This is a genomic window from Actinomadura graeca, from assembly GCF_019175365.1.
GTDB classification, from domain to species: domain Bacteria; phylum Actinomycetota; class Actinomycetes; order Streptosporangiales; family Streptosporangiaceae; genus Spirillospora; species Spirillospora graeca.
Map to the genome: position 1 here is coordinate 4,706,022 of NZ_CP059572.1, position 25,268 is coordinate 4,731,289.

25 protein-coding genes are annotated in these 25,268 nt (G+C 69.8%); 14 read left to right on the plus strand and 11 right to left on the minus strand.

From position 1 onward, the window contains the following. Positions 1 to 103: 103 nt before the first annotated feature. The 3 genes from AGRA3207_RS20825 to AGRA3207_RS20835 all read left to right on the plus strand — a co-directional run bounded on the left by AGRA3207_RS20825 (position 104) and on the right by AGRA3207_RS20835 (position 6,677). A complete protein-coding gene (locus tag AGRA3207_RS20825) occupies positions 104 to 2,347 on the plus strand; it encodes a transglycosylase domain-containing protein (protein ID WP_231328715.1) in 2,244 nt (747 codons plus the stop codon). 538 nt (positions 2,348 to 2,885) lie between these two features. Next, on the plus strand, positions 2,886 to 5,069 hold the full coding sequence (locus tag AGRA3207_RS20830) for a transglycosylase domain-containing protein (protein ID WP_231328716.1): 2,184 nt from the start codon (positions 2,886 to 2,888) through the stop codon (positions 5,067 to 5,069). A gap of 291 nt (positions 5,070 to 5,360) precedes the next feature. Next, positions 5,361 to 6,677, plus strand: a complete 1,317-nt coding sequence (locus tag AGRA3207_RS20835) for a glycosyltransferase family 87 protein (protein ID WP_231328717.1) — start codon at positions 5,361 to 5,363, stop codon at positions 6,675 to 6,677. 106 nt (positions 6,678 to 6,783) lie between these two features. Here AGRA3207_RS20835 and AGRA3207_RS20840 read toward each other — a convergent pair whose 3' ends face one another. After that, the gene (locus AGRA3207_RS20840) at positions 6,784 to 7,239 is read right to left on the minus strand and encodes a hypothetical protein (RefSeq protein ID WP_231328718.1); all 456 of its coding nucleotides are present in this window, start codon (positions 7,237 to 7,239) and stop codon (positions 6,784 to 6,786) included. Between the two features lie 273 nt (positions 7,240 to 7,512). Between AGRA3207_RS20840 and AGRA3207_RS20845 the strand changes: the two genes are divergently transcribed. Continuing rightward, positions 7,513 to 7,980: a barstar family protein gene (locus tag AGRA3207_RS20845; protein WP_231328719.1), complete on the plus strand. Its 468-nt coding sequence runs from the start codon at positions 7,513 to 7,515 to the stop codon at positions 7,978 to 7,980. A 165-nt stretch (positions 7,981 to 8,145) separates the two neighbouring features. Here AGRA3207_RS20845 and AGRA3207_RS20850 read toward each other — a convergent pair whose 3' ends face one another. From AGRA3207_RS20850 to AGRA3207_RS20860, 3 genes are all read right to left on the minus strand, one after another. After that, positions 8,146 to 8,541: a DUF4190 domain-containing protein gene (locus AGRA3207_RS20850; RefSeq protein WP_231328720.1), complete on the minus strand. Its 396-nt coding sequence runs from the start codon at positions 8,539 to 8,541 to the stop codon at positions 8,146 to 8,148. A gap of 160 nt (positions 8,542 to 8,701) precedes the next feature. Further along, positions 8,702 to 9,475, minus strand: a complete 774-nt coding sequence (locus AGRA3207_RS20855) for a deoxyribonuclease IV (RefSeq protein ID WP_231328721.1) — start codon at positions 9,473 to 9,475, stop codon at positions 8,702 to 8,704. Between the two features lie 118 nt (positions 9,476 to 9,593). Then, positions 9,594 to 9,893 carry a hypothetical protein gene (locus tag AGRA3207_RS20860; protein ID WP_231328722.1) on the minus strand — a complete coding sequence of 100 codons (300 nt, stop codon included), beginning with the start codon at positions 9,891 to 9,893 and terminating at the stop codon, positions 9,594 to 9,596. Positions 9,894 to 10,226: 333 nt separating this feature from the next. Here AGRA3207_RS20860 and AGRA3207_RS20865 point away from each other — a divergent pair, with 333 nt between their 5' ends. The 6 genes from AGRA3207_RS20865 (at position 10,227) to AGRA3207_RS20890 (ending at position 13,570) form a co-directional block, all read left to right on the plus strand. Further along, positions 10,227 to 10,391, plus strand: coding sequence for a hypothetical protein (locus tag AGRA3207_RS20865; protein ID WP_231328723.1), 165 nt, complete (start codon positions 10,227 to 10,229; stop codon positions 10,389 to 10,391). Positions 10,392 to 10,731: 340 nt separating this feature from the next. Next, the gene (gene rpsF / locus AGRA3207_RS20870; protein WP_067450635.1) at positions 10,732 to 11,022 is read left to right on the plus strand and encodes a 30S ribosomal protein S6; all 291 of its coding nucleotides are present in this window, start codon (positions 10,732 to 10,734) and stop codon (positions 11,020 to 11,022) included. 37 nt (positions 11,023 to 11,059) lie between these two features. Next, on the plus strand, positions 11,060 to 11,635 hold the full coding sequence (locus tag AGRA3207_RS20875) for a single-stranded DNA-binding protein (protein WP_231328724.1): 576 nt from the start codon (positions 11,060 to 11,062) through the stop codon (positions 11,633 to 11,635). A gap of 96 nt (positions 11,636 to 11,731) precedes the next feature. Continuing rightward, a complete protein-coding gene (gene rpsR / locus AGRA3207_RS20880) occupies positions 11,732 to 11,968 on the plus strand; it encodes a 30S ribosomal protein S18 (RefSeq protein ID WP_019631633.1) in 237 nt (78 codons plus the stop codon). A gap of 19 nt (positions 11,969 to 11,987) precedes the next feature. Next, positions 11,988 to 12,434, plus strand: a complete 447-nt coding sequence (gene rplI, locus AGRA3207_RS20885) for a 50S ribosomal protein L9 (protein WP_231328725.1) — start codon at positions 11,988 to 11,990, stop codon at positions 12,432 to 12,434. A gap of 272 nt (positions 12,435 to 12,706) precedes the next feature. Next, positions 12,707 to 13,570 carry a peptidoglycan recognition protein family protein gene (locus AGRA3207_RS20890; RefSeq protein WP_231328726.1) on the plus strand — a complete coding sequence of 288 codons (864 nt, stop codon included), beginning with the start codon at positions 12,707 to 12,709 and terminating at the stop codon, positions 13,568 to 13,570. A gap of 152 nt (positions 13,571 to 13,722) precedes the next feature. Here AGRA3207_RS20890 and AGRA3207_RS20895 read toward each other — a convergent pair whose 3' ends face one another. Further along, positions 13,723 to 13,911 (minus strand): hypothetical protein, encoded by a 189-nt coding sequence (locus AGRA3207_RS20895; protein ID WP_052357975.1) that lies wholly within the window; start codon positions 13,909 to 13,911, stop codon positions 13,723 to 13,725. Between the two features lie 96 nt (positions 13,912 to 14,007). On the opposite strand from AGRA3207_RS20895, the gene AGRA3207_RS20900 reads away from it, so the two are divergent. After that, positions 14,008 to 14,547 carry a GNAT family N-acetyltransferase gene (locus AGRA3207_RS20900; RefSeq protein WP_231328727.1) on the plus strand — a complete coding sequence of 180 codons (540 nt, stop codon included), beginning with the start codon at positions 14,008 to 14,010 and terminating at the stop codon, positions 14,545 to 14,547. A 16-nt stretch (positions 14,548 to 14,563) separates the two neighbouring features. Here AGRA3207_RS20900 and AGRA3207_RS20905 read toward each other — a convergent pair whose 3' ends face one another. Next, positions 14,564 to 15,889 (minus strand): MATE family efflux transporter, encoded by a 1,326-nt coding sequence (locus AGRA3207_RS20905; RefSeq protein WP_231328728.1) that lies wholly within the window; start codon positions 15,887 to 15,889, stop codon positions 14,564 to 14,566. Positions 15,890 to 16,229: 340 nt separating this feature from the next. Between AGRA3207_RS20905 and dnaB the strand changes: the two genes are divergently transcribed. After that, a complete protein-coding gene (gene dnaB, locus AGRA3207_RS20910; protein ID WP_231328729.1) occupies positions 16,230 to 18,818 on the plus strand; it encodes a replicative DNA helicase in 2,589 nt (862 codons plus the stop codon). A 164-nt stretch (positions 18,819 to 18,982) separates the two neighbouring features. Further along, positions 18,983 to 19,456, plus strand: a complete 474-nt coding sequence (locus AGRA3207_RS20915) for a MarR family winged helix-turn-helix transcriptional regulator (RefSeq protein WP_231328730.1) — start codon at positions 18,983 to 18,985, stop codon at positions 19,454 to 19,456. 7 nt (positions 19,457 to 19,463) lie between these two features. On the opposite strand, the gene AGRA3207_RS20920 is transcribed toward AGRA3207_RS20915, so the two are convergent. Both AGRA3207_RS20920 and AGRA3207_RS20925 read right to left on the minus strand, forming a co-directional pair. Continuing rightward, entirely contained in the window at positions 19,464 to 20,552 is a 1,089-nt protein-coding gene (locus AGRA3207_RS20920) for an FAD-dependent oxidoreductase (RefSeq protein WP_231328731.1), read from the minus strand. 120 nt (positions 20,553 to 20,672) lie between these two features. Then, a complete protein-coding gene (locus tag AGRA3207_RS20925) occupies positions 20,673 to 21,452 on the minus strand; it encodes an alpha/beta fold hydrolase (protein ID WP_231328732.1) in 780 nt (259 codons plus the stop codon). Positions 21,453 to 21,565: 113 nt separating this feature from the next. Between AGRA3207_RS20925 and AGRA3207_RS20930 the strand changes: the two genes are divergently transcribed. Next, positions 21,566 to 22,414: a helix-turn-helix transcriptional regulator gene (locus AGRA3207_RS20930; protein ID WP_231328733.1), complete on the plus strand. Its 849-nt coding sequence runs from the start codon at positions 21,566 to 21,568 to the stop codon at positions 22,412 to 22,414. Here the strand turns inward: AGRA3207_RS20930 and AGRA3207_RS20935 are convergent. From AGRA3207_RS20935 to AGRA3207_RS20945, 3 genes are all read right to left on the minus strand, one after another. Beyond that, entirely contained in the window at positions 22,377 to 23,441 is a 1,065-nt protein-coding gene (locus AGRA3207_RS20935; protein ID WP_231328734.1) for a methyltransferase, read from the minus strand. The genes AGRA3207_RS20930 and AGRA3207_RS20935 overlap by 38 nt on opposite strands. Positions 23,442 to 23,645: 204 nt before the next feature. Continuing rightward, on the minus strand, positions 23,646 to 24,521 hold the full coding sequence (locus AGRA3207_RS20940) for a helix-turn-helix domain-containing protein (RefSeq protein WP_231328735.1): 876 nt from the start codon (positions 24,519 to 24,521) through the stop codon (positions 23,646 to 23,648). 10 nt (positions 24,522 to 24,531) lie between these two features. Next, positions 24,532 to 25,263, minus strand: coding sequence for a DUF4097 family beta strand repeat-containing protein (locus AGRA3207_RS20945; protein WP_231328736.1), 732 nt, complete (start codon positions 25,261 to 25,263; stop codon positions 24,532 to 24,534). Positions 25,264 to 25,268 lie beyond the last annotated feature (5 nt).

Consider the following 25,268-nt stretch of genomic DNA (forward strand, 5'->3'; position numbering starts at 1 on the left):
CCCTGGTGGGCCCGGAAAGCCTCCGGCCCGGAAGCGGAGCTTCGTCGATCATCTTCGGTCGCGGAACACGGGGTGGCGGCGTTTCATCCCCTCGTGGAAGATCGTGGCCGGCGTCTGCGCGCTCGGATTCGTCAGCTTCCTCACGCTGATCTGGGTCGCGTACGCGAACACGCCCACTCCGGCCGAGCCGACCGTGGCCGGCGTCGAGGACCAGGCGTCGATCTTCTACTTCACCGACCGCACCGAGATCGGACGGATCGGGAAGAAGCGGCAGAGCGTCGAGCTGAAGCAGGTGCCGCCGATCGTCCAGGACGCGGTGCTGGCCGCGGAGAACCGGAGCTTCCGCACCGACCCGGGTTTCTCGGTGAAGGGGACGACCCGGGCGGTGTGGGCGAACCTGACCGGCGGGTCGGGCGGCGGATCCACGATCACGCAGCAGCTCGCGAAGAACTACTACTCCGATCCGGCCAACCGGACCATGAGCCGGAAGTTCCAGGAGCTGTTCATCTCGCTGAAGCTGGAGGACAAGTACTCCAAGGACGAGATCCTCAAGCTCTACCTGAACACCATCTACTTCGGCCGTGACACCTACGGCATCCAGGCGGCGTCCCGGGAGTACTTCGGCAAGGACGTGTGGGAGCTGAAGCCGGACCAGGCGGCCGTCCTCGGCGGGATCATCCAGAACCCGAACCGGGACCCGGGCGAGAAGGCGAACCGGGCGTGGGCGAACGAGCGGTACCAGTACACGCTCAAGGGCCTGGTCTCGATGAAGAAGCTCAGCGAGGCCGACGCGAACCGGTACATGGCGAAGCTCCCCAAGATCAACAAGGCGGGGACCGGCGACCAGCTCTACAGCGGCCAGCGCGGCTACATGCTGATGCGGGCCAAGGAGGAGCTGCGCAGGCTGAAGATCGACAACAAGGAGCTGACGACCAAGGGCCTGCGCGTCTACACGACCTTCGACAGCAGGAAGATGAAGCAGGCCGAGCGGGCGGCGCAGCGCACCGTCCCGCAGGTGGACCCGAAGAAGCTCGCGAAGAAGAAGATCCGTGTCGGGCTGGTGTCGGTGAACACGGCCAACGGCGAGGTCGTCGCGTTCTACGGCGGGCCGGACTACCTGGCGCAGGCGTTCGACAACGTGTGGTCTGGGTCGGCGCAGGCGGGGTCGGCGATGAAGCCGTACGTGCTGGCGACCGCGCTCAAGCAGGGCTACAGCCTGAAGAGCATGGTCGAGGGCAGGTCGATGACGCCGATCGACCCGAACGGGAACGTGGTGCCGAGGGGCACCGCGAACGCCACGGTCGTCCCGAACAGCCATGACGAGGGACCGGCGATCGACCTCGTCAAGGCGACGCAGGACTCGGTGAACACGGCGTTCCTCCAGCTGATGGGCAAGGTCGGCATCCCCGAGGTGATCAAGACCGAGACGGACGCGGGCATCGCGTCCGACCTGCTCAAGCCGCACTCCTGCTGCATCAACCTCGCCCTCGGCGTCAACAACATCCGTCCGATCGAGCAGGCGGCGGGGTACGCGGCGTTCGCCAACGGCGGCGTCTACCACCAGCCGCACGTGATCCGTACCGTCAAGATGAGCGATAACAAGACGGTGCGCCTGAAGCCGCGGTACGAGTCGCGCCGCATCTTCGACCGCAAGGTCGCGGCGAACGCGACCTACGCGATGCAGCAGGTCATCCGGGGCGGGACCGCGACGGCGGCGGCGCTGCCGGACGGCCGTCCCGCCGCGGGCAAGACCGGCACGACCGACCGGAACGTCGCGACGTGGTTCGTCGGGTACGTGCCGCAGATGTCGACGGCCGTCACCTTGTACAACGACGCGACCGGTCCGGACGGGAAGAAGAAGTCGCTCATCCTGCCGGGCATCGGCGAAGTCCAAGGCGGGACGATCCCGGCCCGCATCTGGCGCACCTACATGTCGAACGCGACGCAGGGGATGAGCCCCGAGGCGTTCCCGCAGCCGGTGTGGGACGGGATCGTGCAGAGATGGGCGAAGCCACCGCCCAAGAGAGAGGACGACGGAAGGCCGCCGTGGTGCGATGGTCCGTTCGGTCAGTTCGACCCGCGGTGCCAGGACGACGACGACGGCGGTTCCGGCGACGGTGACAAGCCGCCGTGCCAGTCGCCGTTCCCGGATGGGAACTGCGACCCGAACAAGCCGCCGGGCAACCCGCCACCGCGTTGGTGGTGCGGCCTCCACCGTGGCGATCCGTCGTGCCGTTTCGGCGGCGGCGGGCGTCAGCCGCGGGCGGAGGGCACGGCGCAGCTGCTACCGCTCACAAGGCCGCCCGAACGGGCTGGGACGGCCGCTGGGAAAGGCGGTGTGAGATGAAGCGGGACCTCGCTCCTCCGGCCCCCCTGCCCCCACGTGCGCAGTACTCTCGGACGACGCACAGCCGTACCCCAGTTGATGAGGTCGCGTGAGCAACCCAAGCCGTTACGGACCCGAATACGGAGAGAGCCCTGGCAGAAGGGGCTCGCCCCGTCCCGCCTCGTCGGGCATGCCCGGCGGTGTGCCGCGTGGCGCACCGGCAGGTTCGCCGACACCGGGACGGGTGGCGCGCCCGGGCGCGAGGCCCGGCGGACGCGGCGCGGGTCCCTCACGAGCCGGATCCCCCGGAGCCCCACCCGGGGCGGGTGCGCCCGGCGCGCGTCGCCGCGGAGGGCCGACGGCGGTGCGCACCGGTCCCGGCGGTCCTGGAGGACCCGGTGGCCTGGGAGGGCCGGGTGGACGCGGTGGTCCCGGAGGCCCGGGCGGTCCCGGCGGTCCTTGGGACGGCGGCAGGGACGGCGGCAGGGGCCGGCGCGGCAAGCGGTCCGACAAGCCCCGGAAGACCGGATGGCGCCGGTACGTACCGTCCTGGAAGATCGTGCTGGGCGTCTTCACGGTGATGGTGCTCGGCCTGGCGACGCTCGTCTTCGTCGCGTACCAGAACACCCCGATCCCGGACGAGGCGCAGCAGGACGCGATCAAGCAGGAGTCGGTGATCACCTACCGGGACGGGTCGGCGCTGGCCCGGATCGGGACGCACCGCGAGAGCCTCCCGCTGGAGAAGATCCCGAGGCACGTGCAGAACGCGGTGCTCGCCGCCGAGGACCGCAACTTCTGGAATGAGCCGGGCATCTCGCCGACGGGCGTCGCGCGGGCGCTGGTCAAGACGGCGACCGGAGGCGACGTCCAGGGCGGTTCGACGATCACCCAGCAGCTCGCCCGCAACTACTTCGAGGGCCTGAGCCAGGACCGCACGATCAGCCGCAAGCTCAAGGAGATCCTGATCTCCATCCGGGCCGGCCAGGAGATCGACAAGAAGGAGATCCTGAAGCTCTACCTCAACACGGTCTACTTCGGGCGCAGCGCGTACGGCATCCAGGCCGCCTCCCGCGCCTACTTCCACACCACCGTCGACAAGATCGACGAGTCGCAGGCGGCGATGCTGGCCGCGATGATCCAGCGTCCGACCTACTTCGCCTCCTACGGTCCCGCCAGCAACCCGGCGAAGAAGGCGCTGATCGAGCGCTGGAACTACGTCCTGGACGGGATGGAGAAGGAAGAGTGGATCGACCCGGCGAAGCGCGCGTCGGCGAAGTTCCCGCAGACGCAGAAGCAGTGGAGTGACGTCAAGGGCGGCCCCCAGGACGGCTACCTCCAGGACCGGGTCATGCGCGAGCTGAAGGTCCTCGGCATCGACGAGAAGCAGGTCGAGACCGGCGGTCTGAAGATCACGACGACCTTCGACAAGCGGCTCCAGGACACCACCGCCGCGGTGGTGAACCAGGTCAAGCGCGAGTCCAACCTCGGCAACGACATCCACTTCGGGCTCACCGCGATCGACCCGAAGACCGGTGGCGTGGTGGCCTCCTACGGTGGCCGCAGCTACGCGCGGCAGCAGTTCGACGACTCCTTCCAGGGCACCGTGCAGCCGGGCTCGTCGTTCAAGCCGATCGTGCTGGCGACGGCCCTCGACCAGGGCGTCAGCCTCCAGACCACGATGGACGGCAGCTACCGCCGGACGATCGGCGGGGCGACCTTCACCAACGACAGCCGTTCCGAGAACGGCGTGTACAACCTCAAGCAGATGACGGCGATGTCCATCAACACCGCCTACGTCGAGCTGGGGCAGAAGGTCGGGCTCGACAAGGTGGCCGAGATGGCCGTCAAGATGGGCGTCCCCAAGGACACCCAGAACCTCAAGAGCGGCTTCACCAGCCTCCCGCTCGGTGTCATCGACGCCAGCTCGGTCACGATGGCCTCGGTGTACTCGACGTTCGCCGCGGAGGGCGTGCACCGCAAGCCGCACGTCATCTCCAAGATCGTGGACAAGGACGGCAAGCGGATCAGGCTGCCGTGGGACAAGGAGGAGCGGGTCTTCTCCCAGGGCGTCGCCCGCGACGCGACGGCGGCGATGCGCGCGGTCGTCACGTCCGGTACCGGTAAGGGCGCGAGCCTCGGCATCCGCCCGGTCGCCGGCAAGACCGGCACCACCGACGAGAACAAGTCGGCCTGGTTCGTCGGGTACACGCCGGAGTACGCGACCTCGGTCGCGATGTGGCGCGAGGACAAGAACCGGAACCGCAAGTCGCTGATCGGGGTCGGCGGCTACAACCAGGTCTACGGTGGTACGGTTCCGGCCGACATCTTCCAGCGCTTCATGATGAAGGCGCTGGAGGGCAAGGAGATCTCGCAGTTCGGCCCGCCCGCCAACGGCGGGAGCATCGCGCCGTGGGCCGCGCCGAAGCCGACGCCCACCCCCTCGAACACGCCGACCGCGACCACGTCCCCGACGTGCCAGCCGAACACCCCCGGACGGCAGCAGCCCGGAACGGGCGGCGTCACCGGCAGGCCCTGCTCGTCGCGGAGCCCGGACCCGACCACCACCCCGACGCCCACCAACCCGGGCGGCGTGCCCTGTAACCAGGCGGGTCTTCCGCTCGGCTGCGACCCGAACCTCCCGCCGGAGGGCGACGACATCAGCTGGTGGTGCCAGCAAGGCCACATGAACCACCCGAAGTGCAGGGACCAGAAGCCCGGGGGAGACCCGCCGAACCCTCCGTGACCTGACCCGGTGCACGCCGGTATGGCCCAGAGCCCACGATGGCTCTGGGCCACACCCGTTTCCACAGCCGTTTGCTACGACGGGCTCCTCTCACGGCCTCTTCCCCAAAAAGGACCTCGATCGCCGAGTACGGGCAGCCGGACGTGAGCGACCAATAGTCTGCTGTCCATGTCGTCTTCGGAAAGGCTCGGTATGTCCACCGCACGCACGGACGGTGACGTGTGGGACGGACACGGGCGACTGGCGAGGGTGGCTCCGGTCCTGACCGGCGTCACAGCGCTGGTATGCCTCATGGGCTGGCTGCAGAAGCAGCCCTGCGCGTCGACGAGATTCGACTTCATCAAGACGACGACACGGGCGTGCTACACCGACGTCTACCCGCTCTATTACGTACGCGGGCTGAGCGACGGGAAGGTCCCCTACTTCGACACGTTCAACGCCGCGGGGTCCGACATCCACCATGTGGAGTACCCGGTGTTGAGCGGCGGCTTCATGCAGATCGCCGCCTTGCTCGTCCGTCCGTTCGGTGTGGACGAGCGTGGGATGGCCTTCTACAACGTCACTGTTTTCCTTCTCGCGCTGCTCGCGGTAGTGGCCGTTCTGGCGACGGCGTACGTGGCCGGTCGGCGATCCCTCAGGGTGGGTCTGATGGTCGCGCTGTCCCCCGCGCTGCTGCTGACCGCGTACATCAACTGGGATCTGCTGGCGGTGGCCCTGTCCGCGTTGTCGCTGGCGGCCTGGTCGGCGCGCCGTCCGGCGCTGGCGGGCGCGATGCTGGGACTCGCGATCGCGGCGAAGTTCTACCCGCTGCTGTTCCTGGGACCGCTCGTCCTGCTGTGCGTCCGGGCGGGGCAGTGGCGCGCCATGGGACGGATGCTCGCCGGCACGGCGGGCGCGTGGCTGTTGGTGAACCTGCCCGTCATGCTCTTCGCGTGGGACGGCTGGAAGGAGTTCTACACCTTCAGCCAGAAACGCGGCATCGACTGGGGATCCATCTTCTTCTTCCTCCAGGACCACGGGATGACGGGCCTGGACGACACGGACCGCCTGAACATGCTCGGTACGGGGACGTTCCTGGTCCTCGCGGCGGGGATCGCCGTTCTGACGCTGACCGCACCGAGACGTCCGCGGCTGCCGCAGCTGCTGTTCTTGGTGATTGTCGCGTTCATGCTTCCGAACAAGGTCTGGTCGCCGCAGTACGTCCTGTGGCTGCTGCCGTTGGCGGTGTTGGCCCGTCCTAAGCTGCCCGCCTTCCTCCTATGGCAACTCGGCGAGATCGTGTACTTCTTCGGCATCTGGTGGTACCTGCTGTCGGTGTCCAGTCAGACGCCAGGGGCCGGCCTGGGCGACACCCTTTCCGCGGTGCTGAGCCTTGACGCACCGGATGGCGGGATCAGTCACGACGTCTATGGAGTCGCGCTTCTGGCACGGTTCTCGACCGTCCTGCTGCTGGCGATGCTGGTGGTGTGGGACATTCTGCGTCCGTCCAGTGACCTCGTCCGTAGCGACGGTGTGGACGACCCTGCCGGTGGCGTTCTGGAGGACGCGGACGACGTGTTCTCGTTGCGTCGCTGGCGCAGACCCCGTCACGCGGTGCCCGTCACGTGACCGTCCCTGTCACGTGACGGTGCCCCGTCACGTGACCGTCCTCGTTCTGGGCACATGAGCGGCGAGTGCCGCACCGCAGGAGCAATGCGCACTCGCCGGATGTCGTTCAGGAGACGCGTGTGGGGTCGTCCACGGTGGGGAACGTGCCGTCCTTGTGGGCGCGACGGACGTCCTTGACGTACTCGCGGGAGAACATCGCCGAGAGGGTCGCGATCCCACCTCGGTGAACGCGGATCTCGGCGTGCCGCATCTCGCCGGTGATGCGGATGCGTCGTCCCTCGCCGTTGTGGCCGGTCCAGTCCTTGACGCGGCCGCGGCCGGTGTAGCGCAGGTCCCAGTGGTCGACGTCGGCGTCCTCGGGCACCAGCAGCTTGAGCATCGAGTGGTCCAAGGCGACGTCGATCTCGATGTCGCCGTCCTCGATGTGCGGCGAGCGCAGATCGAGGACGGCCGAGCCGCGGCGGACGCGGACCTCGAACCGGCGGGACTCCGTCCACTGGCCGAGCTTCTTGACCGAGTCGTAGTGCGCCTGGACGCGGGTGGCGGGCACGGCAGCGGGCACCGTAGCGGACACTGTCGGCGTGGTGTTCATCTCTGTGTTCCTCTCGGAATCGGGCAACTACCTCGCTCGAAGAGCAACTCTTCTTGAGAGTCTCTCCGAAATAGAGAGTAGATGGATGCGGAAGGGACGTCAAGCGGCAGAGCCGGCGCGACGTCTGTGCAGAAGGAGTCCCCGGTCGCGAACCGGGAAGGAACACCGCCGGTAGAGCCGGTTGCCCGACGTCCCGACGTCCCGACGCTCGGCGACGTGGGGACACGGAGAGCGGGAGAGGACGTGGACGCGGAACAGGCACTGGACGACCTGCTCGCGGGGCGGGTGAATCCGGGCGTCTACCAGTGGACGACCCGTCCGGCGCCCGACGCGGACAGTGGCACGAGCTGGAGGGAACGGGCCGAGCGTGCAGGCTGGCGCGGGTTCCACCTCGATGGGCACCACGTCCGCGACAAGGAAGCGTTCCTGCGTCTCTGCGCGGAGGTCTTCGACTTCCCCGAGTGGTTCGGTGGCAACTGGGACGCCCTGGCGGACTGCCTTGCAGACCTCTCGTGGACGTCCGCGCGTCATAGTCGTGTCGTGCTGTACGAGTCGTGGCCCGAACTGGCCGAGGCAGAACCGGAGTCGTTCCGGACGGTCCTGGACGTCTTCGCAGATGCGGTGGAGGTGTGGCGGGACACCCCCACCCCCATGACGGTCATCCTGTCGAGCGTTGGAGTGGAGGCGGAGGGCGTCCCCCGGATCGCCTGAACAGCCGCCACCCGGGACAACGGCAAGTGGGTGTCAGCAGGCGTGCATGTCAGCGAGCGTGTAGTGACGAACGTGCGTCGGCGGCTTCGTATCGGCGGGTGTTGCGAACGGGCTGTTCGTGCGAGTGCAGTAGGCGAGCCAGTGGGTGGACGTCAGGAGGCGACGTCAGTACGTGGACGTCGACGGATCGTTGTTGATGCTCCAGATCGCCGCCCCGTAGATCCCCACGATGACGATCCAGTAGAGCAGTCCGATCACGGCGAAGATGTAGCCCAGGATCAGCCCGGCCGTGGCCATGCCGCCGCCGCCTTCCCCGGAGCGCCTGATCTGCCCCTGCGCGACGTGCCCGAAGATGATGGCGCCGACGGAGAAGACGACTCCGCCGCAGGTCAGGACACCGATGATGCCGAGCACCATGGACGCCACGGCCATACCGTTGTTACGCGGGACGACCGGCGGCCCGCCGCCGTAGTAGTGGTGCTGCACGGACGGTTGCTGCTGGTACTGGCCGTAGGGGTCCGACCCGTAGCCGCCGTACGGGTCGTAGGGGGGTTGTGCCATGGACTTCCCGATCGGTTGGCGCGCCCGCCGTCGCCTGTGGTACCGCGCGTGCGCTGAGGGCTGAGGGTTCGGATTATGCCAGTCGGACCGTACGCGCGGACTTATCGCATTCCGCGCTCATGCGAGGTTAGATGCGGTCGGCCGGATCCGGGTTCCCGCTTCAGGCGTCGAGGTTGGAACGCAACCAGGCGATGTCGTCGGCCTGCCCGGGGCCGGGCGTCTCCACGACCACGGGCGCCCCGGCGGCGCGCACGACACCGAGGATCAGGTCGGTGTCGATCCGGCCCGCGCCGAGGTTGGCGTGCCGGTCAGCGCCCGACCCGAACGTGTCGCGGCTGTCGTTGCAGTGGACGAGGTCGATGCGTCCGGTGATCGCCTTGATCCGGTCGACCGCGTCGATGAGCTCCTCGCCGGCCGCGTGCGCGTGGCAGGTGTCGAGGCAGAAGCCGAGCTTGGAGTCGAGCCCGTCCAGGCCCGACAGGACCTCCCACAGCCGGGCGATCCGGTCGAACTTACGCGCCATCGCGTTGCCGCCGCCCGCGGTGTTCTCGATGAGGACCGGGATCGGGCACTCGATCCTCTCGAACACCTTGCGCCAGTTCTCGAAACCCGTCTCGGGATCGTCGTCCTTCAGCACGTGCCCGCCGTGCACGATCAGCCCCTTCGCGCCGATCGAGGCCGCCGCCTCCAGTTGCTGGGTGAGGTTCTTCCGGCTCGGGATGCGGATCCGGTTGTTGGACGTCGCCACGTTCACCGTGTAGGGCGCGTGGACGTACACGTCGACGCCGGACCCGTCCAGCGCCTCGACGCCCTCGGGCAGGACGGGCTTCTTCCAGCCCTGCGGGTCGCCCAGGAAGAACTGGACGACGTCCGCGCCGATGGCGCGCGCGTTGTCGAGCGGGTTGGTCTGGTCGACGTGGGCTCCGATGCGCATGACACCGAGGTTAGCCGCGTGCCACGACAATCCGTGGCCGTGCCCGTCAGATCGTGAAGCCGCCGAGCCGTCGGACCGTGCAGCCGCCGCGTCCTCAGATTGTGAAGCCGCCGTGTCCTCAGATCGTGAAGCCGCCGTGGCTCACCGCGAAGGCCCCGCCGATGAACGCGGCGACCATGCCGATGACGTTCAGCCAGCGCTCGTTGGTCGTCGCGGAGACCAGCTGGGAGTACAGGGCGAGTGGCAGCCCGATCACCGCCGCGACCGCCCCGAAGAAGTGCGTCACCGGGATCGAGCCCAGGATGAGGGCCGCGACACCGATCGTGATGGCCGCCACCGCCAGCGCGTTCTCCAGCTGATGACCGTCGGCGCGGACACCCGCGGCGGCCTGCTCGCCCCCGGCCGTCTCCTGTCGCATCGGACCTCCTCCAGGTCGTCACGCCGGCGCGTCCGGCCGCGGCGTGGCGGCGGGGCGTACGGGCCGTGCGCGTAGAAGGGATTCCCGTCACGCCCGGGGATCAACCAGCGTGCTCGCGCGGAAATTGTCGGCGCCAGCCGGTAACGTCGAACATGGTTTCGAGAACACGGTCTCGGGACCGTCCCCGAGGGGAAGCGGGGAGAGCAGGAGGTGCACGACCGTGAACCGACAGCACCGTGCGGCCGCGGTGCGGGAGGCCGGCGGGACCCGCCGGCCGGCCCGTCCCCGGCTGCCCGGAAGCGCGCACAGGGGCGAAAGAGCGGAGGCGAGGCGATGAACAGCAGTGAGTTGGGGGTCATCGGTGACGCGGAGCTCGTCGAGGAGTTGTCGCTGCTGACGACTCAGACCGCCCGCATGCGCGCTCGCATGGCCGACATCATGGCGGAGCTGGAGCGGCGCCGCTGCGCCAAGCCCGCCCAGCCGTCCGTCCGCCGCTGAGCCCGCCCCGATGCCGTCCCAGGTGCAGCCCGTCGTGGCATCTCCCGCGCCTTCCACGTCCGCCGGGACGCCCCGCGGCCCCTCGTCGCGAAGCGCCCGCACCCGTCCGGAAGGTGTGCTCTCGCCGGGGTGCCGCGGCGCCGCCTGGCGGCGGGTCGTGTCCGTGCGGCGGGGAGCTGGGGCGAAGCGGCTCGTACGCTGCCGACACTTGGTAGCCTGTATCGGTCTCGTGGCAGGTCCGCCCGGCGATCCGGGTCCGGTGCCGTCACGGGAGACGCAACAGCCCTCCTGTCACGGAGAGACCGTGACCGCATCAGTCCAGAGGAGGTAGGGACACAGCATGCGTCGTTACGAACTTATGGCGATCCTCGACCCCGCCATCGACGAGCGCACCGCGAACACGGCCCTCGACCCGTTCCTGAAGGTCGTCAAGGACGGCGGCGGCAGCGTGGAGAAGGTCGACGTCTGGGGCCGCCGGCGCCTGGCGTACGACATCCAGAAGAAGTCCGAAGGCATCTACGCGGTGGTCGACCTGTCGGCTGAGCCTGCCACGGTCAAGGAGCTCGACCGTCAGCTCAACCTGAGCGAGTCGATCCTCCGCACCAAGGTCATCCGTCCCGAGGTCCACTGAGCCGGGCTCAGTCCTCACACCAGCCGGAGCGAGCCCCATGGCAGGCGACACCGTAATCACGATCGTCGGGAACCTCGTCGAGGACCCGAATCTGCGCTTCACCCCGAGCGGCCAGGCGGTCGCGTCGTTCCGCATCGCCTCGACGCCACGGACCTTCGACCGTCAGTCGGGCGAATGGAAGGACGGCGAGGCGCTGTTCCTGACCTGCAGCGTCTGGCGGCAGGCCGCCGAGAACGTCGCCGAGAGCCTGCAGCGCGGCATGCGGGTGATCGTGCAGGGACGGCTCAAGCAGCGCTCGTACGAGACCCGCGAGGGCGAGAAGCGCACCGTCTATGAGATCGATGTCGAAGAGGTCGGCCCGTCGCTGCGCAGCGCCACCGCGAAGGTCAACAAGACCCAGCGGCAGGGCGGCGGCGGTGGCGGCGGCTTCGGAGGCGGCGGTGGCGGCGGCCAGGGCGGCGGCGGCTTCGGCGGTGGCGGCGGCCAGCAAGGCGGCGGTGGCGGCTTCGGCGGCGGCCAGCAGGGCGGCGGCGGAGCCCCCGCCGACGACCCCTGGGCCACCGGCGGCGGTGGCGGCGGTGGCGGCGGATTCTCCGACGACCCGCCGTTCTAACGGCCGCCCGGCCGGTTCACCGGCCGCGCACAGCACGACCAAGACATGTACACGTCCATTCCCGCGCGAGCGGGGCTCTCATAAAGGAGCACCACGATGGCGAAGCCACCTCCTCGCAAGCCGAAGAAGAAGGTTTGCGTTTTCTGCCAGGAGAAGATCTCCTACGTCGACTACAAGGACACCGGTCTGCTGCGGAAGTTCATCTCCGACCGCGGCAAGATCCGTGCCCGGCGGGTGACCGGCAACTGCACCCAGCACCAGCGGGACGTCGCCACGGCGATCAAGAACGCCCGTGAGATGGCGCTGCTGCCGTACACCAGCACCGCGCGCTGAGTCAGGGGGACGACAGATCATGAAGCTCATCCTGACCCAGCAGGTCTCCGGACTCGGCGAGCCCGGTGACGTCATCGAGGTCCGCGACGGCTACGGCCGCAACTACCTCGTCCCCCGCGGTTTCGCGATCAAGTGGACCCGGGGCGCCGAGAAGGAGATCGACTCGATCAAGAAGGCGCGTTCGGCCCGCGAGATCGCGACCGTCGAGCACGCCAAGGAGGTCGCCGGCCAGCTGAAGGCGCTGCGGGTGACGCTGCGCACCCGGACCGGCAGCAACGGCCGCCTGTTCGGCGCGGTGACCGCCGCCGACATCGCCGAGGCGGTCAGGGCCGCGGACGGCCCCGACCTGGACCGCCGCCGCATCGAGATCGGCAACCCGATCAAGACGGTCGGCACCCACCGGGTCAGTGTCCGCCTGCACTCCGACGTCAACGCCACGATCGACGTCAACGTCATCGAGGCCTGACACACGTCCGGCCGGACGGCCCCCATCCCCGCGTCCTGGGGGTGGGGGTCGTTCGCTTTCGTCCATGCCGCCCCGAGTGCGCGGCCATGTCCACGACCGACCGGGCGGTGATCAGCGCCGGTGTGGAGCCGCGTTCCCGGTGCCCGCGCCGGGGCGCGCACTCGCATGACGGTGTTTCTTGTGAAACGTGCGCGAACCGCCCTGAGCTTGGGTGATCGACAGAGCGACCGCTACGTTCCGTCAGGTAGATCATCGCGGGACGAAGGGGGACGGTGTTGATCGCGCAATCGGGGGACGGCGCGGCCGACGGGGAACGCGACGGCTCGCCGATGACGCGCGACCCGGGCCGGGAAGGCCCGCCCATGACGCGCCGCTCGCTCATCGGCGGGGTGATAGGCGCCGGTCTGCTGGCCATCGGCCCGACGGCCGACGGCGGAGCCATGGCGGACGATCTGCCCGGAGACGATCTGCCCGCGGACGCCCTGGACGTCCGTTTCACGGCGGACGCCCCCCGCGTCCACACCCGTGCCGACTGGAAGGCCAAGCCGCCGAGGCGGCCCGCGACCGTCCTCGACAGGCCGCCGGACCGGATCATCGTCCATCACACGGACACGGTGAACTCCGACGACCGGTCGATCACGCACGCGTACGCCCTGTCCCGGTACATCCAGGACTTCCACATGGGCAAGCGGAACTGGGACGACGCCGGGCAGCAGCTGACGATCAGCCGCGGCGGCATCGTGATGGAGGGGCGCAACCGGACGCTGAAGGCCATCAAGGCCGGGAGGCTCGTGGTGGGCGCGCAGGTGCTGCATCACAACGAGCACACGATCGGGATCGAGAACGAGGGCTCCTACATGCAGAAGGAGGTCCCCGAGCTCCTGTGGGACTCGCTGGTGGAGGTGTGCGTGTGGCTCTGCCGGGCCTACGACCTGGAGCCGTCCGATGCCATCGTGGGGCACCGCGACTACAACAGGACCGCGTGCCCGGGCGACGTGCTGTACGCGCGGCTGCCCGAACTGCGCCGGTCGGTCGCCGAGCGTCTGACGGATCCGCCCAAGAACGCGCAGGTCAAGCCAGAACCCGACATCGATGATGGCCTGCCGCTCCTCTCCCAGTTGGACGACCTCGGCTAAAAACTCCCGCGCCGGACGGGCCCGATGACGTTGCGGCGGACCGCGGGCAGATTCCCCACCGGCGTCACGCGGGTGACCACGCGCGCTCCCGACGGAACGCCGGTCGGCCGCACGATCAGCCGTCCCGGGTCTGGGATGGAACCGGACATCGTCTACGTCTCGGGTGTGGTGTAGCGGGTGCGGCGACGGGCGATCTCGGGGTCGATGCCCTCCACCAGCGACCAGATGCCCGCCACGCGTTCCACCAGGGTCTCCGGGGGCAGCCCGGCGAGACCCTCGGCCGCCAGGTCGTCGATCGCCTGGGTCAGCCGGGCCATCCGCTCGCCATGCGTGGAACACATGTTCGAATAGTAGCGAGTGTGGCAGCAGATGCGAGCGCCGATCGCCGATTTCGCGGGGCGGTTCTCACCGTGTCCTCCGCGTGGTGTGATCAAGACATGAGTCCGCGGAACGCCGTCCTACTCAGCGGGCACGGCCTCGTCCTGCGCGAGTGGGGCGACGACGACCTGGAAGCGCTGGTGGAGTTGTTCGACGACCCCGACATCGCCTACTGGACTCCGCTCGTCACGCCGTTCGACGTGGCGGCCGCCCGGACCTACATCGCCCGCGCCCGCGAGGGACGGGTGCGGGACGAGCGGCTTCACCTCGCCATCACGACGGACGGCCGCCGGCCGCTCGGTGAGGTCATGCTCAACAAGGTCTACGGGACGATCGGGTACGGGGTCGGCGCCGCGCACCGCGGCCAGGGGCTCGCGTCAAGGGCCGTCCTCCTGATGACCGAGTACGCCCTCGGGGCGGGCGGACTGGCCAGGGTGAGCCTGGAGATCGAGCCGGGCAACGCCGCCAGCGTCGCGGTCGCGCGCGCCGCCGGGTACCGCCTGACCGATGTCGCGCCCGTGGTCGTCGAGGACAAGGGCCGTCGCGTGGCCCTTCTCACCTGGACTCACGGCCCACCGGATGACGACCCCGCGCGGTGAGGGGCGGCGGCGCATGCTAGCGGGAGCCGGTCACCATCCAGCGGTCGCCGCGGGCGCGCAGGCCGAGGGTGACCATCCGGGTCGCCATCCAGAGGCCGATGGCGCCCCAGAGCCCGATGAGACCGGCGTCCAGGTGGTACAGCATGAGGGCCGCGGGCAGGAAGACGGCCGTCGCGATCAGGGTCGTCAGCGCGAGGTAGGTGCCGTCCCCCGCGCCGATCAGGATCCCGTCCAGGACGAACACCACTCCCGCGACGGGTTGCTGGACCGCGACCAGGATCAGCGAGGCGAGCAGCAGGTGGCGCACGTCCGCGTCCGGGGTGAACAGGGCGGGCAGCCAGGGACGCGCCGCGAGGATCAGCAGCCCGAACACGACGCCGCAGGCCACGCCCCAGCCGACCATGCGCCGGGTCACCGCGCGGGTGCCCGTGACGTCGGAGGCGCCGAGGTACCGGCCGGTGATCGCCTGGCCGGCGATGGCGATGGCGTCGAGCGCGAAGGCCAGCAGCGTCCACACCTGGAAGCCGACCTGGTAGGCGGCGATCTCGGCGTCCCCCATGCGGGCCGCGATCGATGTGCCCGTGATGAGGACGATCCGCAGCGCCGCCGTCCGGACGAGCAGCCCGATGCCGGCCGTCGCCGCCGTCCGCAGGCCCCGGCGGTCGGGCCGGACGGGGGCGCCGTGGCGGTGCGCGGCACGGAGCACCACCACCGTGTACACGGCCGCGCTCGCGGTCTGGGCGAGCACGGTGCCCCAGGCCGAGCCGGCGATCCCCCAGTCCAGGACCAGCACGAACACCGCGTTGAGCAGCAGGTTGGCAGAGAAGCCGCCGATGGAGACGAGCAGTGGCGTCCGGGTGTCCTGGAGGCCGCGCAGGACTCCCGTCCCGGCGAGGACGAGCAGCATCGGCGGGATCCCGAACAGGCTCACCCGCAGGTAGGTCTCGGCGTAGGGGGTCGCGGCCGGCGACGCGCCGAACGCCTCCACGATCGACGGGATCAGCGGCCATCCGGCGGCGATCAGGACGGCGCCGATGGCCAGCGCGAGCCACATCCCGTCGATGCCCTGCCGGACGGCCCCTCGCAGGTCCCCGGCGCCGACCTGCCGGGCGACCCCGGCGGTCGTCCCGTATGCCAGGAACACGCACAGGTAGACGAGGGTGGTCAGCGCCTGGCCGGCGACGCCCAGTCCGCCCAGCTGCGCGGTGCCGAGATGGCCGACGATCGCCGAGTCGGACAGCAGGAACAGCGGCTCGGCGACGAGGGCGCCGAACGCCGGGAGGGCGAGCCGCAGGATCTCGCGGTCGTGGACGTTCGCGCGCCGCAGGGGTGAGCCGAGCATATCGCCCGTAAGCTATCAGAATGTAATCTTCTTCTCAAAATCACTCCTTACATGGCGGGAAGTGGCCGACTTTCTTCACCGCACAGGCGGTGGACGGAGTTTCCGCAGCTCAAGGCTCCCCGCCGGGAATCGTCCCCGAGTTGTCCCCAGAGTTGTCCACAGGTCGTGCACAACCAAACCGGCGTGTCTGCACAGGGGCTCCACATCCTTGTCCACAGCTCGCTTTGCCCGTGACGGCGCGGGCTCGCGAGAATGTCGGACGCCTCAGGTAAACGTGGGATGGACGACCGGCGCTGGGGCGGACGGGGACGCCGGCGGCCGGGACGAAGGGGGTGCGACCGTGAGCGTGACCGATCTCGGACCGCAAGAGCACGAGTTCGAACGCACCCCGCCCAACGACATCACCGCCGAACAGGGCGTCCTCGGGGGCATGCTGCTCTCCGCGGACGCCATCGCCGAGGTCGTGGAACTCCTGCGCGCCGGTGACTTCTACCGTCCCGCGCACCAGATCATCTACGACACCATCCTCGACCTCTACGGCCGCGGCGACCCCGCCGACGCGGTCACCATCGCCGGTGAGCTCACCAAGAACGGCGAGATCGGGCGCATCGGCGGTGCCCCCTACCTGCACACCCTGATCTCCCTGGTGCCGACGGCCGCCAACGCCGGCTACTACGCCAAGATCGTCCACGAGCGATCGGTGCTCCGCAAGCTCGTCGAGACCGGCACCCGCATCGTCCAGATGGGCTACGCCGCCGACGGCGCCGACGCCGACGAGGTGCTCGACCGCGCGCAGGCCGAGGTCTTCGCCATCGCCGAGAAGCGCGCGGGGGAGGACTACGTCCCGCTGAGCGAGATCATGCCCGGGGCGCTCGACGAGATCGAGGCGATCGGCAGCCGCGGTGGCCAGATGGTCGGCTGCCCCACCGGCTTCGCCGACCTCGACGCGCTCACCAACGGGCTCCACCCCGGCCAGATGGTGGTGGTCGCGGCGCGTCCCGCCATGGGGAAGGCGACGGCGCTCGGCACGCCGCTGCCGACCCCCGCGGGCTGGACGACGATGGGCGAGGTCAAGGTCGGTGACCACCTGATCGGGGCCGACGGCAGGCCGACCCGCGTCGTCGCCGCGACCGAGGTGATGTACGGGCGGCCCTGCTACGAGGTGGAGTTCTCCGACGGCGAGGTGATCGTCGCCGACGCGCAGCACCAGTGGCGCACCACGACCCGTGCGAGCCGACGCCGGCGGAGCGAGCGCGGCACGGGCTGCCACCGGCCCGGCGAGACGATGGGCGACGTCCGATGGGCGGCGGCGGGCACCGGGCCCGCGAGCCTCCTCAGCAGGCGGGGGACGCCGGTCGAAGCCGGGACGATCCCCCCGAAGACGGCCCGCCGAGGAGAGGTCGTCACGACCGTCTCGCAGAAGCCGCCCCGCCATGACGGCGCAAGCCTCGACCGAGGATCCTTCCCCAGCGCGCTCCGCGGCGGGGGCTTCGCGACCACCGGGCAGTACAGGCCCATCAAGACCACCGAGGAGATCGCGGCGACGCTGCGCTGCGGGGACGGCCGTCCCAACCACGCCGTAGACGTGGCCGCGCCGTTCCGGCTCCCTCCCGCGGACCTGCTCATCGATCCCTACGTCCTGGGGGCATGGCTTGGCGGCGGAGACGGCCGGTCTGAAACGATCACCTGTCCCGACGAGGAGGTCCTGGCCCAGGTCGAGGCGGCCGGGCAGCCGGTCACGCGCGACGGGGTCTCCGGGCGATTCGTCCTCAGCGGCCTTACGGCGAAGCTCCAGGAGCTGGGACTGCGGCAGAACGCCCACATTCCTGTCCGCTACCTGCGCGCGTCGGAGCACCAGAGGCGGGCGCTGCTCGCCGGGCTGCTCGACACCGAGGGGCACGTCTCACGGGCCGGGCGGGTGCGTCTCGCGTTCGTCAGCGAGCGGCTTGCCGAAGACGTCCATGAGCTCATCCTGAGCCTTGGTAACCGCGCGACCTTGACGACCGGGCCGGACCAGGGCCGCTCCGCGGAGACACCGCCGGTGTACCGGATCGACTTCACACCGACCGGGCCGGTGTTCCGGCTGCCGCGCAAGGCGGCGCTCCAGCGCGGGACCGTCCACCCGAGCGCGAAGGTCCGTCACATCGTCGACGTCCGGCCGGTGGAGAGCGTCCCCGTCCGGTGCGTCCAGGTCGACAACGACGACCACATGTACCTGGCCGGGCGCTCGTGCGTCCCCACCCACAACTCGACGCTCGCGCTCGACTTCGCCCGCGCCGCGTCGATCAAGCATGGGCTGACCTCGGCGTTCTTCAGCCTGGAGATGGGCCGCAACGAGATCACGATGCGGCTGCTGTCCGCCGAGGCGCGGGTGGCGCTGCACGCGATGCGGTCCGGCACCATGCAGGACGAGGACTGGACGCGCCTGGCGCGGCGGATGAGCGAGGTCGCCGAGGCGCCGCTGTTCATCGACGACTCCCCCAACATGTCGATGATGGAGATCCGCGCCAAGTGCCGCCGCCTCAAACAGCAGCACGACCTGCGCCTGGTCATCATCGATTACCTCCAGCTCATGACCTCGGGCAAGCGGGTGGAGAGCCGGCAGGTCGAGGTCTCGGAGTTCTCCCGCTCGCTGAAGCTCCTCGCGAAGGAGCTGGGCGTCCCGGTGATCGCGCTCTCGCAGCTCAACCGTGGTCCCGAGCAGCGCACCGACAAGAAACCCATGGTGTCGGACCTGCGCGAGTCGGGCAGCATCGAGCAGGACGCGGACATGGTCATCCTGCTGCACCGCGAGGACGCCTACGAGAAGGAGTCGCCGCGCGCGGGGGAGGCCGACCTGATCGTCGCCAAGCACCGCAACGGCCCGACCGCGACGGTGACGGTCGCCTTCCAGGGCCACTACAGCCGATTCGTCGACATGGCCCAATAGGAGGGGCGAAGCCCGGCGGACCGGCGGACCAGCGGATGCGGTGGCGATTCCGCGTCCGTTTCCGGGCGGTGGTGCCACCATGCACGTTTCCGGGCGGTGCCACCATGCACTCCGCGGGTAGTTCGCGTGACGAATTGTCACGGGCGCTGCCGTATTCTGAAGCGGTGGGGAAGGCCGAGGAGCAGATGGGGGTCGTCACCGCGCTGGTGCGCTCCTCCTTTCTGGTGGACGCGGAGTACGCCCGGTCCGCCCGGGACCACGGGCTGACGGAGCAGCAGGGGCAGTTGCTGTGCGTGCTGATGTCGCAGCCTTACGGGATGGGCGAGCTGGGCGCGGTGCTGGGGCTGGCGAAGTCGAGCCTCACCGGCCTGGTCGACCGGTGCGCCCGCAACGGCCTGGTGCACCGCGAACCCGACCCACGGGACGGGCGGGCGGCGCGCGTCGCGCTCACCGCCCGGGGGGCCGCCGTCGCCGAGGAGTTCTACGCCGGGACCCACCGCCGCATCGAACGCCTGACCTCGGGTCTCACCGAGGACGAGCGCCGCACGCTCGCGGGGCTGCTCGGCCGGGTGGTGCTCGACAACGAGGTCCCGATCGTCTTCAAGGAGATGGACGAGGGGGCCGCCGCGCCCGGGTGAAGGCGCGTCAGCCGGTGCCGAAGAGCTCGGCGAACCGGTCGATGAGCAGGTGGGCGCCCTTGTACTCGGCGACGGTCCGGGCGGGCAGGACGGCGGCGCCGTCGGGCGAGGCGATCTGGCCGACGCCGGCGGCGGGGCCGAGCGGAAGGAGCACCGACGGGACGGGGGACGGCCGGTAGACGGCCGCGGGCTCCTCGCCCCTGACCTGGGCGGTGATGTTCGCCGCGACGACCTCGGCGTGCTTCATCGCGTGCGCGGCCATCTTGGCCTCGGCGATGTCGGTGATGTCGCCCAGGGCGTAGATGTGGTCGTGCCCGTGGACGTTGAGCTTCTCGGTCACCCGAACCTGCCCGCGAGGTGTGCGGACTGTGACCCTTCCGTCGCCGAGGTAGTCCCCGTTGACGCTGACGCCGTGGCAGCGGAACCAGATGTCGGCGGTGATGTCGCCGCCCGTGGTGCGCACCGTGAAGGTCTCGGCCCGTCCAGGCAGGGTGGGCGGCCCGGTGAGCAGGGCGGTGTCCAGCCGCAGCCCGATGTCCAGGTCGCCGAGCTGCCGGTGCAGGTCGTCGCGTAGTTCCGGCAGGAACCCGGGGAGCACCTCCTGCGCCGGATCGATGATCGTCACGTGCTTGTCCGGCCACATCGCCCTGATCTCACCGGCCAGTTCCAGGCCGACCGGACCGGCGCCGGTGATCAGCACGCGCCCCGCTCCCGCGAGTTCCTTGGACGTGGCGTGCAGCCTTTCCAGTGCCTGCTCCGTGACGTCGGTGTCCATCTTCGCCGGAAACGGGTAGCTGGAACCGGACGCGAGGACGACATAGTCGGCGTCCACGCGCTCACCGGAGGACAGGGTCACACCGCCGGGGTCCACCGAGACGGCGTGCCGGCGGACGACCCTGCCGCGGGTCAGCAGCCTGTCGTACGGGAAGAAGATGTTGCCCGCCCAGTCGGGCCGTACCAGCGCGCGCAGCGCCCCAGCGGAGTGGACGAAGGCGTCTTTCGGCTCGATGAGGATGACGTCGGTGTCCCCGTCCAGCGCCTTGGCGGCGGCGGCGCCACCGTATCCGCCGCCGATGACCGCGACAGTGCGTCCCATGATGGCTCCCAGAATTGTAAGTTCGTCCTACGAATCATATTAGTTCGCAGGACGAACTTCAAATGTCCGGGTGCCTCCGTGGTCAAGGCCGACCGGATGCCGCGCGCACGGTGGCCGCGGTCAGGGACGCGCGAGGAAGTCCTGGACGAGTTTGAGGAACTCGTCGGTCCGCTCCGCCATCGCGACATGACCGGTGTCCAGCTCGGCGTACTCGCTGCCGGGGACGGCGGCGAAGAACTCACGGTGGTTCTCCACCGGGATCGTGGCGTCCCGCGTGCAGCCGATCACCAGGGTGGGCGCCTCGATCCTCGGGAGGAGCCCGCGGATGTCCAGCCGTGTGACGAGGTCGATCTGGCGTCGCAGCCCGTCCGTCGGCTGCATGAAGTCGTGGAACTGTTCGACGGCCTCATGGCCGATCTGGTTGAGGTAGGGGCGGCTGTAGGCGTTGAGGGTCGCGAACCGTCCGAACGCGCCGGGATTGTCGGCGAGCAGCAGCCAGGTGTTCATCACCTGCTGGACGTACTCGTCTCCCGCGTGGGTGAGCCCCGCGATGGGGATCAGACGCCGGATCAGGTCGGGACGGAGCGCCGCGGCGGCCGCGACGGTCGGAGCCCCCAGGGAGAAGCCCATCAGGTCCACGGGCGTGTTCCCGGCGAAGTCCTCGATGACGGCGATGACCTGGGCGGCCAGCGCCTCGATGGTCAGCGGTGATCCGTCGTCCTCGGCGGGGACGCTGCCGGCGAGGTCGGGGAGGACCACGGTGTGCCGCTCGCCGAGCCGGGCGACGAGGGGGTCCCACATGATCGAGCCGGGTCCGGCGCCGTGGACGAGGACGAGCGGGGCCCCCGACCCTTCGTGCCGGTAGGTCACACGGGCGTGTCCAACGGTGAGAGTCGTCATGCCCCTGACTCCACCAGCGGACGGCGTGGATGAGGAGCGGACCGTTCTGGCTAGGACAAACGATCCCAGGCTGAGGGTTTCGGTCCGTCCGCGAGGCGGCCGATGATAGGGGCATGGACCGCCGTGAGCTCGCCGACTTCCTCCGCCGCTCCCGCGAGCGCCTGCGTCCGCAGGAGGTGGGGCTGGTGGCGGGGCCCCGGCGGCGCACTCCGGGGCTGCGCCGCGAGGAGGTGTCACAACTCGCCGGTATGTCCGCCGACTACTACATGCGGCTGGAGCAGGCGCGGAGCCCGCAGCCCTCGTCCCAGCTGCTCGGCTCGCTCGCCCGGGCGCTCCGGCTCACCGAGGACGAGCGCGACCATCTCTACATCCTCGCTGGTCACCGGCCGCCTGCCGGTCCGTACGCGGGGGAGCACGTCCGTCCCGGCCTGCTCTACCTGCTGGACCGGCTCCAGGAGACTCCCGCGCAGCTCGTCGGTGACCTCGGGGACGTGCTGGCACAGAACGCCATGGCGGAGGCGCTTTTCGGTTGCGTTTGCACGGTTGTGGAGCCTGACCGCAACATCGTCTGGCGCTGGTTCACGGACCCGTTCGTCCGGGAGGCGTATCCGGAGGACGAGCACGCCGACTACAGCCGCATGCACGTCGCCGACCTGCGGGCCGCGGTCGCGCGGCGGGGGGACGACCCGGTGGCGTCCGCCCTGGTCGAGCGGCTGCACCAGGCCAGCCAGGAGTTCACGCGGCTGTGGGAGCGGCACGAGGTCGCCGTGCACCGCGGCAGCCGGATGAGGGTCCTGCACCCGGAGGTCGGGGTGATCGAGTTCGAGGCGGAGGCGCTGCTGACCCCTGCCGAGGATCAGCGGCTCTTCGTGTTCACCCCGCCGCCCGGGACCGCGACCATCGAGGCCCTGGAACTGCTGCGGGTCATCGGCCCGGAGACCGCCCACCGGAGCCACGCCTGAGCCGCCACAAGGACGTGACCTCGGCCGAGCGGGCGGCGTGCAGCGGGTCGCCGGGGTCGGCGGCACGCGGATGCGTCGGCGTGGTGTCGAGCCGTCCCGCCACCTCCAGGCCGGACGTGCCGAACGCGCGGAGCAGGTCGTCGCGCGTGCGCAGCCCCAGGTGCTCGGCCAGGTCGGACAGGATCAGCCAGCCTTCGCCGTCGGTGTCGAGGTGTTCGGCGAGGCCGTCGAGGAATCCGCGGAGCATGCGGCCGTCCGGGTCGTAGACGGCGTGTTCCAGCGGCGAGCTGGGTTTCGCGGGTACCCATGGTGGATTGCACACGACGAGCCCGGCACGGCCTTCGGGGTACAAGTCGGCTTGGACGACCTCCACACGGTCGGCCACGTCCAGCCGACGGATGTTCTCGTGGGCACACGCAAGCGCGCGCGGGTCCTGGTCTGTGGCGATGACACGTCGTATGCCGCGGCGGGCGAGAACGGCCGCCAGCACACCGGTGCCCGTACCGATGTCGAACGCGTCCGTAGCCGGAGGCAGAGGTGCCTCGGCGACCAGATCGACGTATTCGCCTCTGACAGGTGAGAACACCCCGTAGTGAGGGTGGATCCTGTCTCCGCCCAGGGCGGGTATGGGCACGCCCTTCTGCCGCCACTCGTGTGCGCCTATCAGCCCCAGAAGCTCGCGCAAGGACGTCACATACGGCTCGTCGTCGGACCCATACGCCTCCGTGCACGCCTGTACGACGTCCGGTGCCCGCTTCAGCGCGACAACGTGCCCTGGCTCGAACGGAATGAGGAGCATGGCAAGCGTCCGCGCGCGCTGGGCCCGCGCCTGGCGGTACAGGTGAAACGCCTGAACCTGCGACGGTTCCGCCTTCCGTTTGCGGCGCCTCGGAGGACGATCGATCCGGCGCGCCAGGGCCGTGAGAAGCTGCCGCGCGTTCTGGAAGTCGCCGCGCCACAGCAGGGCCGTCCCTTCGCAGGCCAGGTGGTATGCGTCGTCCGCACGGGTCTCGTCGTCGACGACCATGACCCGGCGAGGCGGCGGTGCGCCACTCTCCGACCGCCACCGGACGCGATGCTCCGTCCCGCCCTCCCGCCAGCGGAGGAACGCCTCATCCGCAGCCACGGCGCCTTCGCCACCCTCCGTGTTTCCCACGTACGCAGCTCCTTCCGGATTCAGTGCGCCTCCCAAGTCTTCGCCACGGCGACACTTGTCTTGCCAGCGGTGCTGCTAGGAGACACCGCCGAGGTCGAAATAGGCGCTGCTGGACAGGTGCCGGGATGTTGCGGCTAGCTTCCGGAGTGCCTGCTCGGAGGGTGATCCCGGTTCGGCGGCGTACAGCATCAGGCGGCTGAGGTCGGGGTCGCCGGGCAGGTGGAGGGTCTCGAAGGGCAGGACGAGTCGTCCGGCCTCGGGGTGGACGAGCCGGGCCTCACCGTGCGTCAGGTCCGTCACGTGGTGTTCGGACCACAGCCGTCCGAAATCGGGGCTGCGTTCCCGCAGGCAGTTGATCAAAGACCGCAGCCGGGGGTCGTCCGGGTGCTCGCCGGATCGGAACCGCAGGTAGGCGACGTTGCGCCGGGCCACGTCCAGCCAGTTGTCGTCGAGCCGGGCCTTGTAGTCGCCGTTGAGGTGGATCTGGTGCGACCAGGTCCGCTCGTCCGCCGGGACGTTCGCCAGGTCCACGAAGACGGCCGAGGTCAGCCGGTTCCAGGCGACCACGTCGGTGTAGTGGCCGACGATGTAGGCGGGCGCGTGGTCGATGGCGTCGAGGAGGTTCTGGAGCGGGGCCCGCAGGCGGGGTGGCCCTGGCGCGGGTATCCAGCGCGGGGGGTGTGCGAGGCGGTGCAGGTGGGCGTGCTCGTCGGCGTCCAGGCGGAGTGCCCGTGATATCGCGTCGAGGATCTCTGTGGACACGTTGTCGGCGTTGCCCTGTTCAAGGCGGATGTAGTACGCGACGCTGACGCCGGCGAGCTGGGCGAGTTCTTCACGGCGCAGCCCGGGGACGCGACGGCGGCTTCCATAGGTGCGCACACCCACGTCCTCGGGTTGCAGACGCGCGCGCCGGGACTTGAGGAATTCGCCGAGTTCTCCTGTCTGCGCCATGCCGGTGAGGCTATCCGGCGGGCTTGGCGGTGATATCTCCGTTGCTGGTGGTCAGGTCGATAAGGAACCTGCCTGCCGGGTCGTTCGCGATCTTCAGGTTCTTGCCGCCGTCCCCCGTGCGGGCGGTCACCCGGTAGGGCGCGGCCGGGACGATCACGGTGACGTCCCCGTCACCGCTCTTCGCCCGGATGTCCTGAGGTGTGGCGAGCGTGAGGTCGATCTCGCCGTTGGACGTCTGCGCGTCGACGCGTCCGCCCCGGAGCCCGCTGCCCTGGATCCGGCCATCGGACGTCCGCGCGCTGACGGTGCCGTTCACGCCGTCCAGGTGGATGGATCCCGAACTGGTCCGCACGTCCACCTTGCCCACGCGCGTCAGTTCGATCCTGCCACTGGACGTCGAGCCGCTCACGGGAAGCCCGGCCGGCACGTCGACCGTGTAGCTCACCGAGCAGCGGGAGCCGCAGCCGCCGAGGACGAGGACGCCGTTCTCGATGCGGTGCGTCGGTCCGTCCGGCCGGTCGTCCCGGTAGCGGATCTTGCGGTGCAGGGCCGTCCTATCGGCTCCGCCGCGCACGGTCACGCCGCCGGAGCCGACGTCCACCCGGACGGCGGTGATCTTGCCCTTGAGTCCGGCGTCGTCCTCGTAGGTCGAGGCGAACGCCATGCCGCAGGCGCTCAGCGTGGTCCCGGCGACGGCGGCCACGAGAGCGGTCACGGTGAGGGTGGAGAGGTTGCGGCGCACGGTTA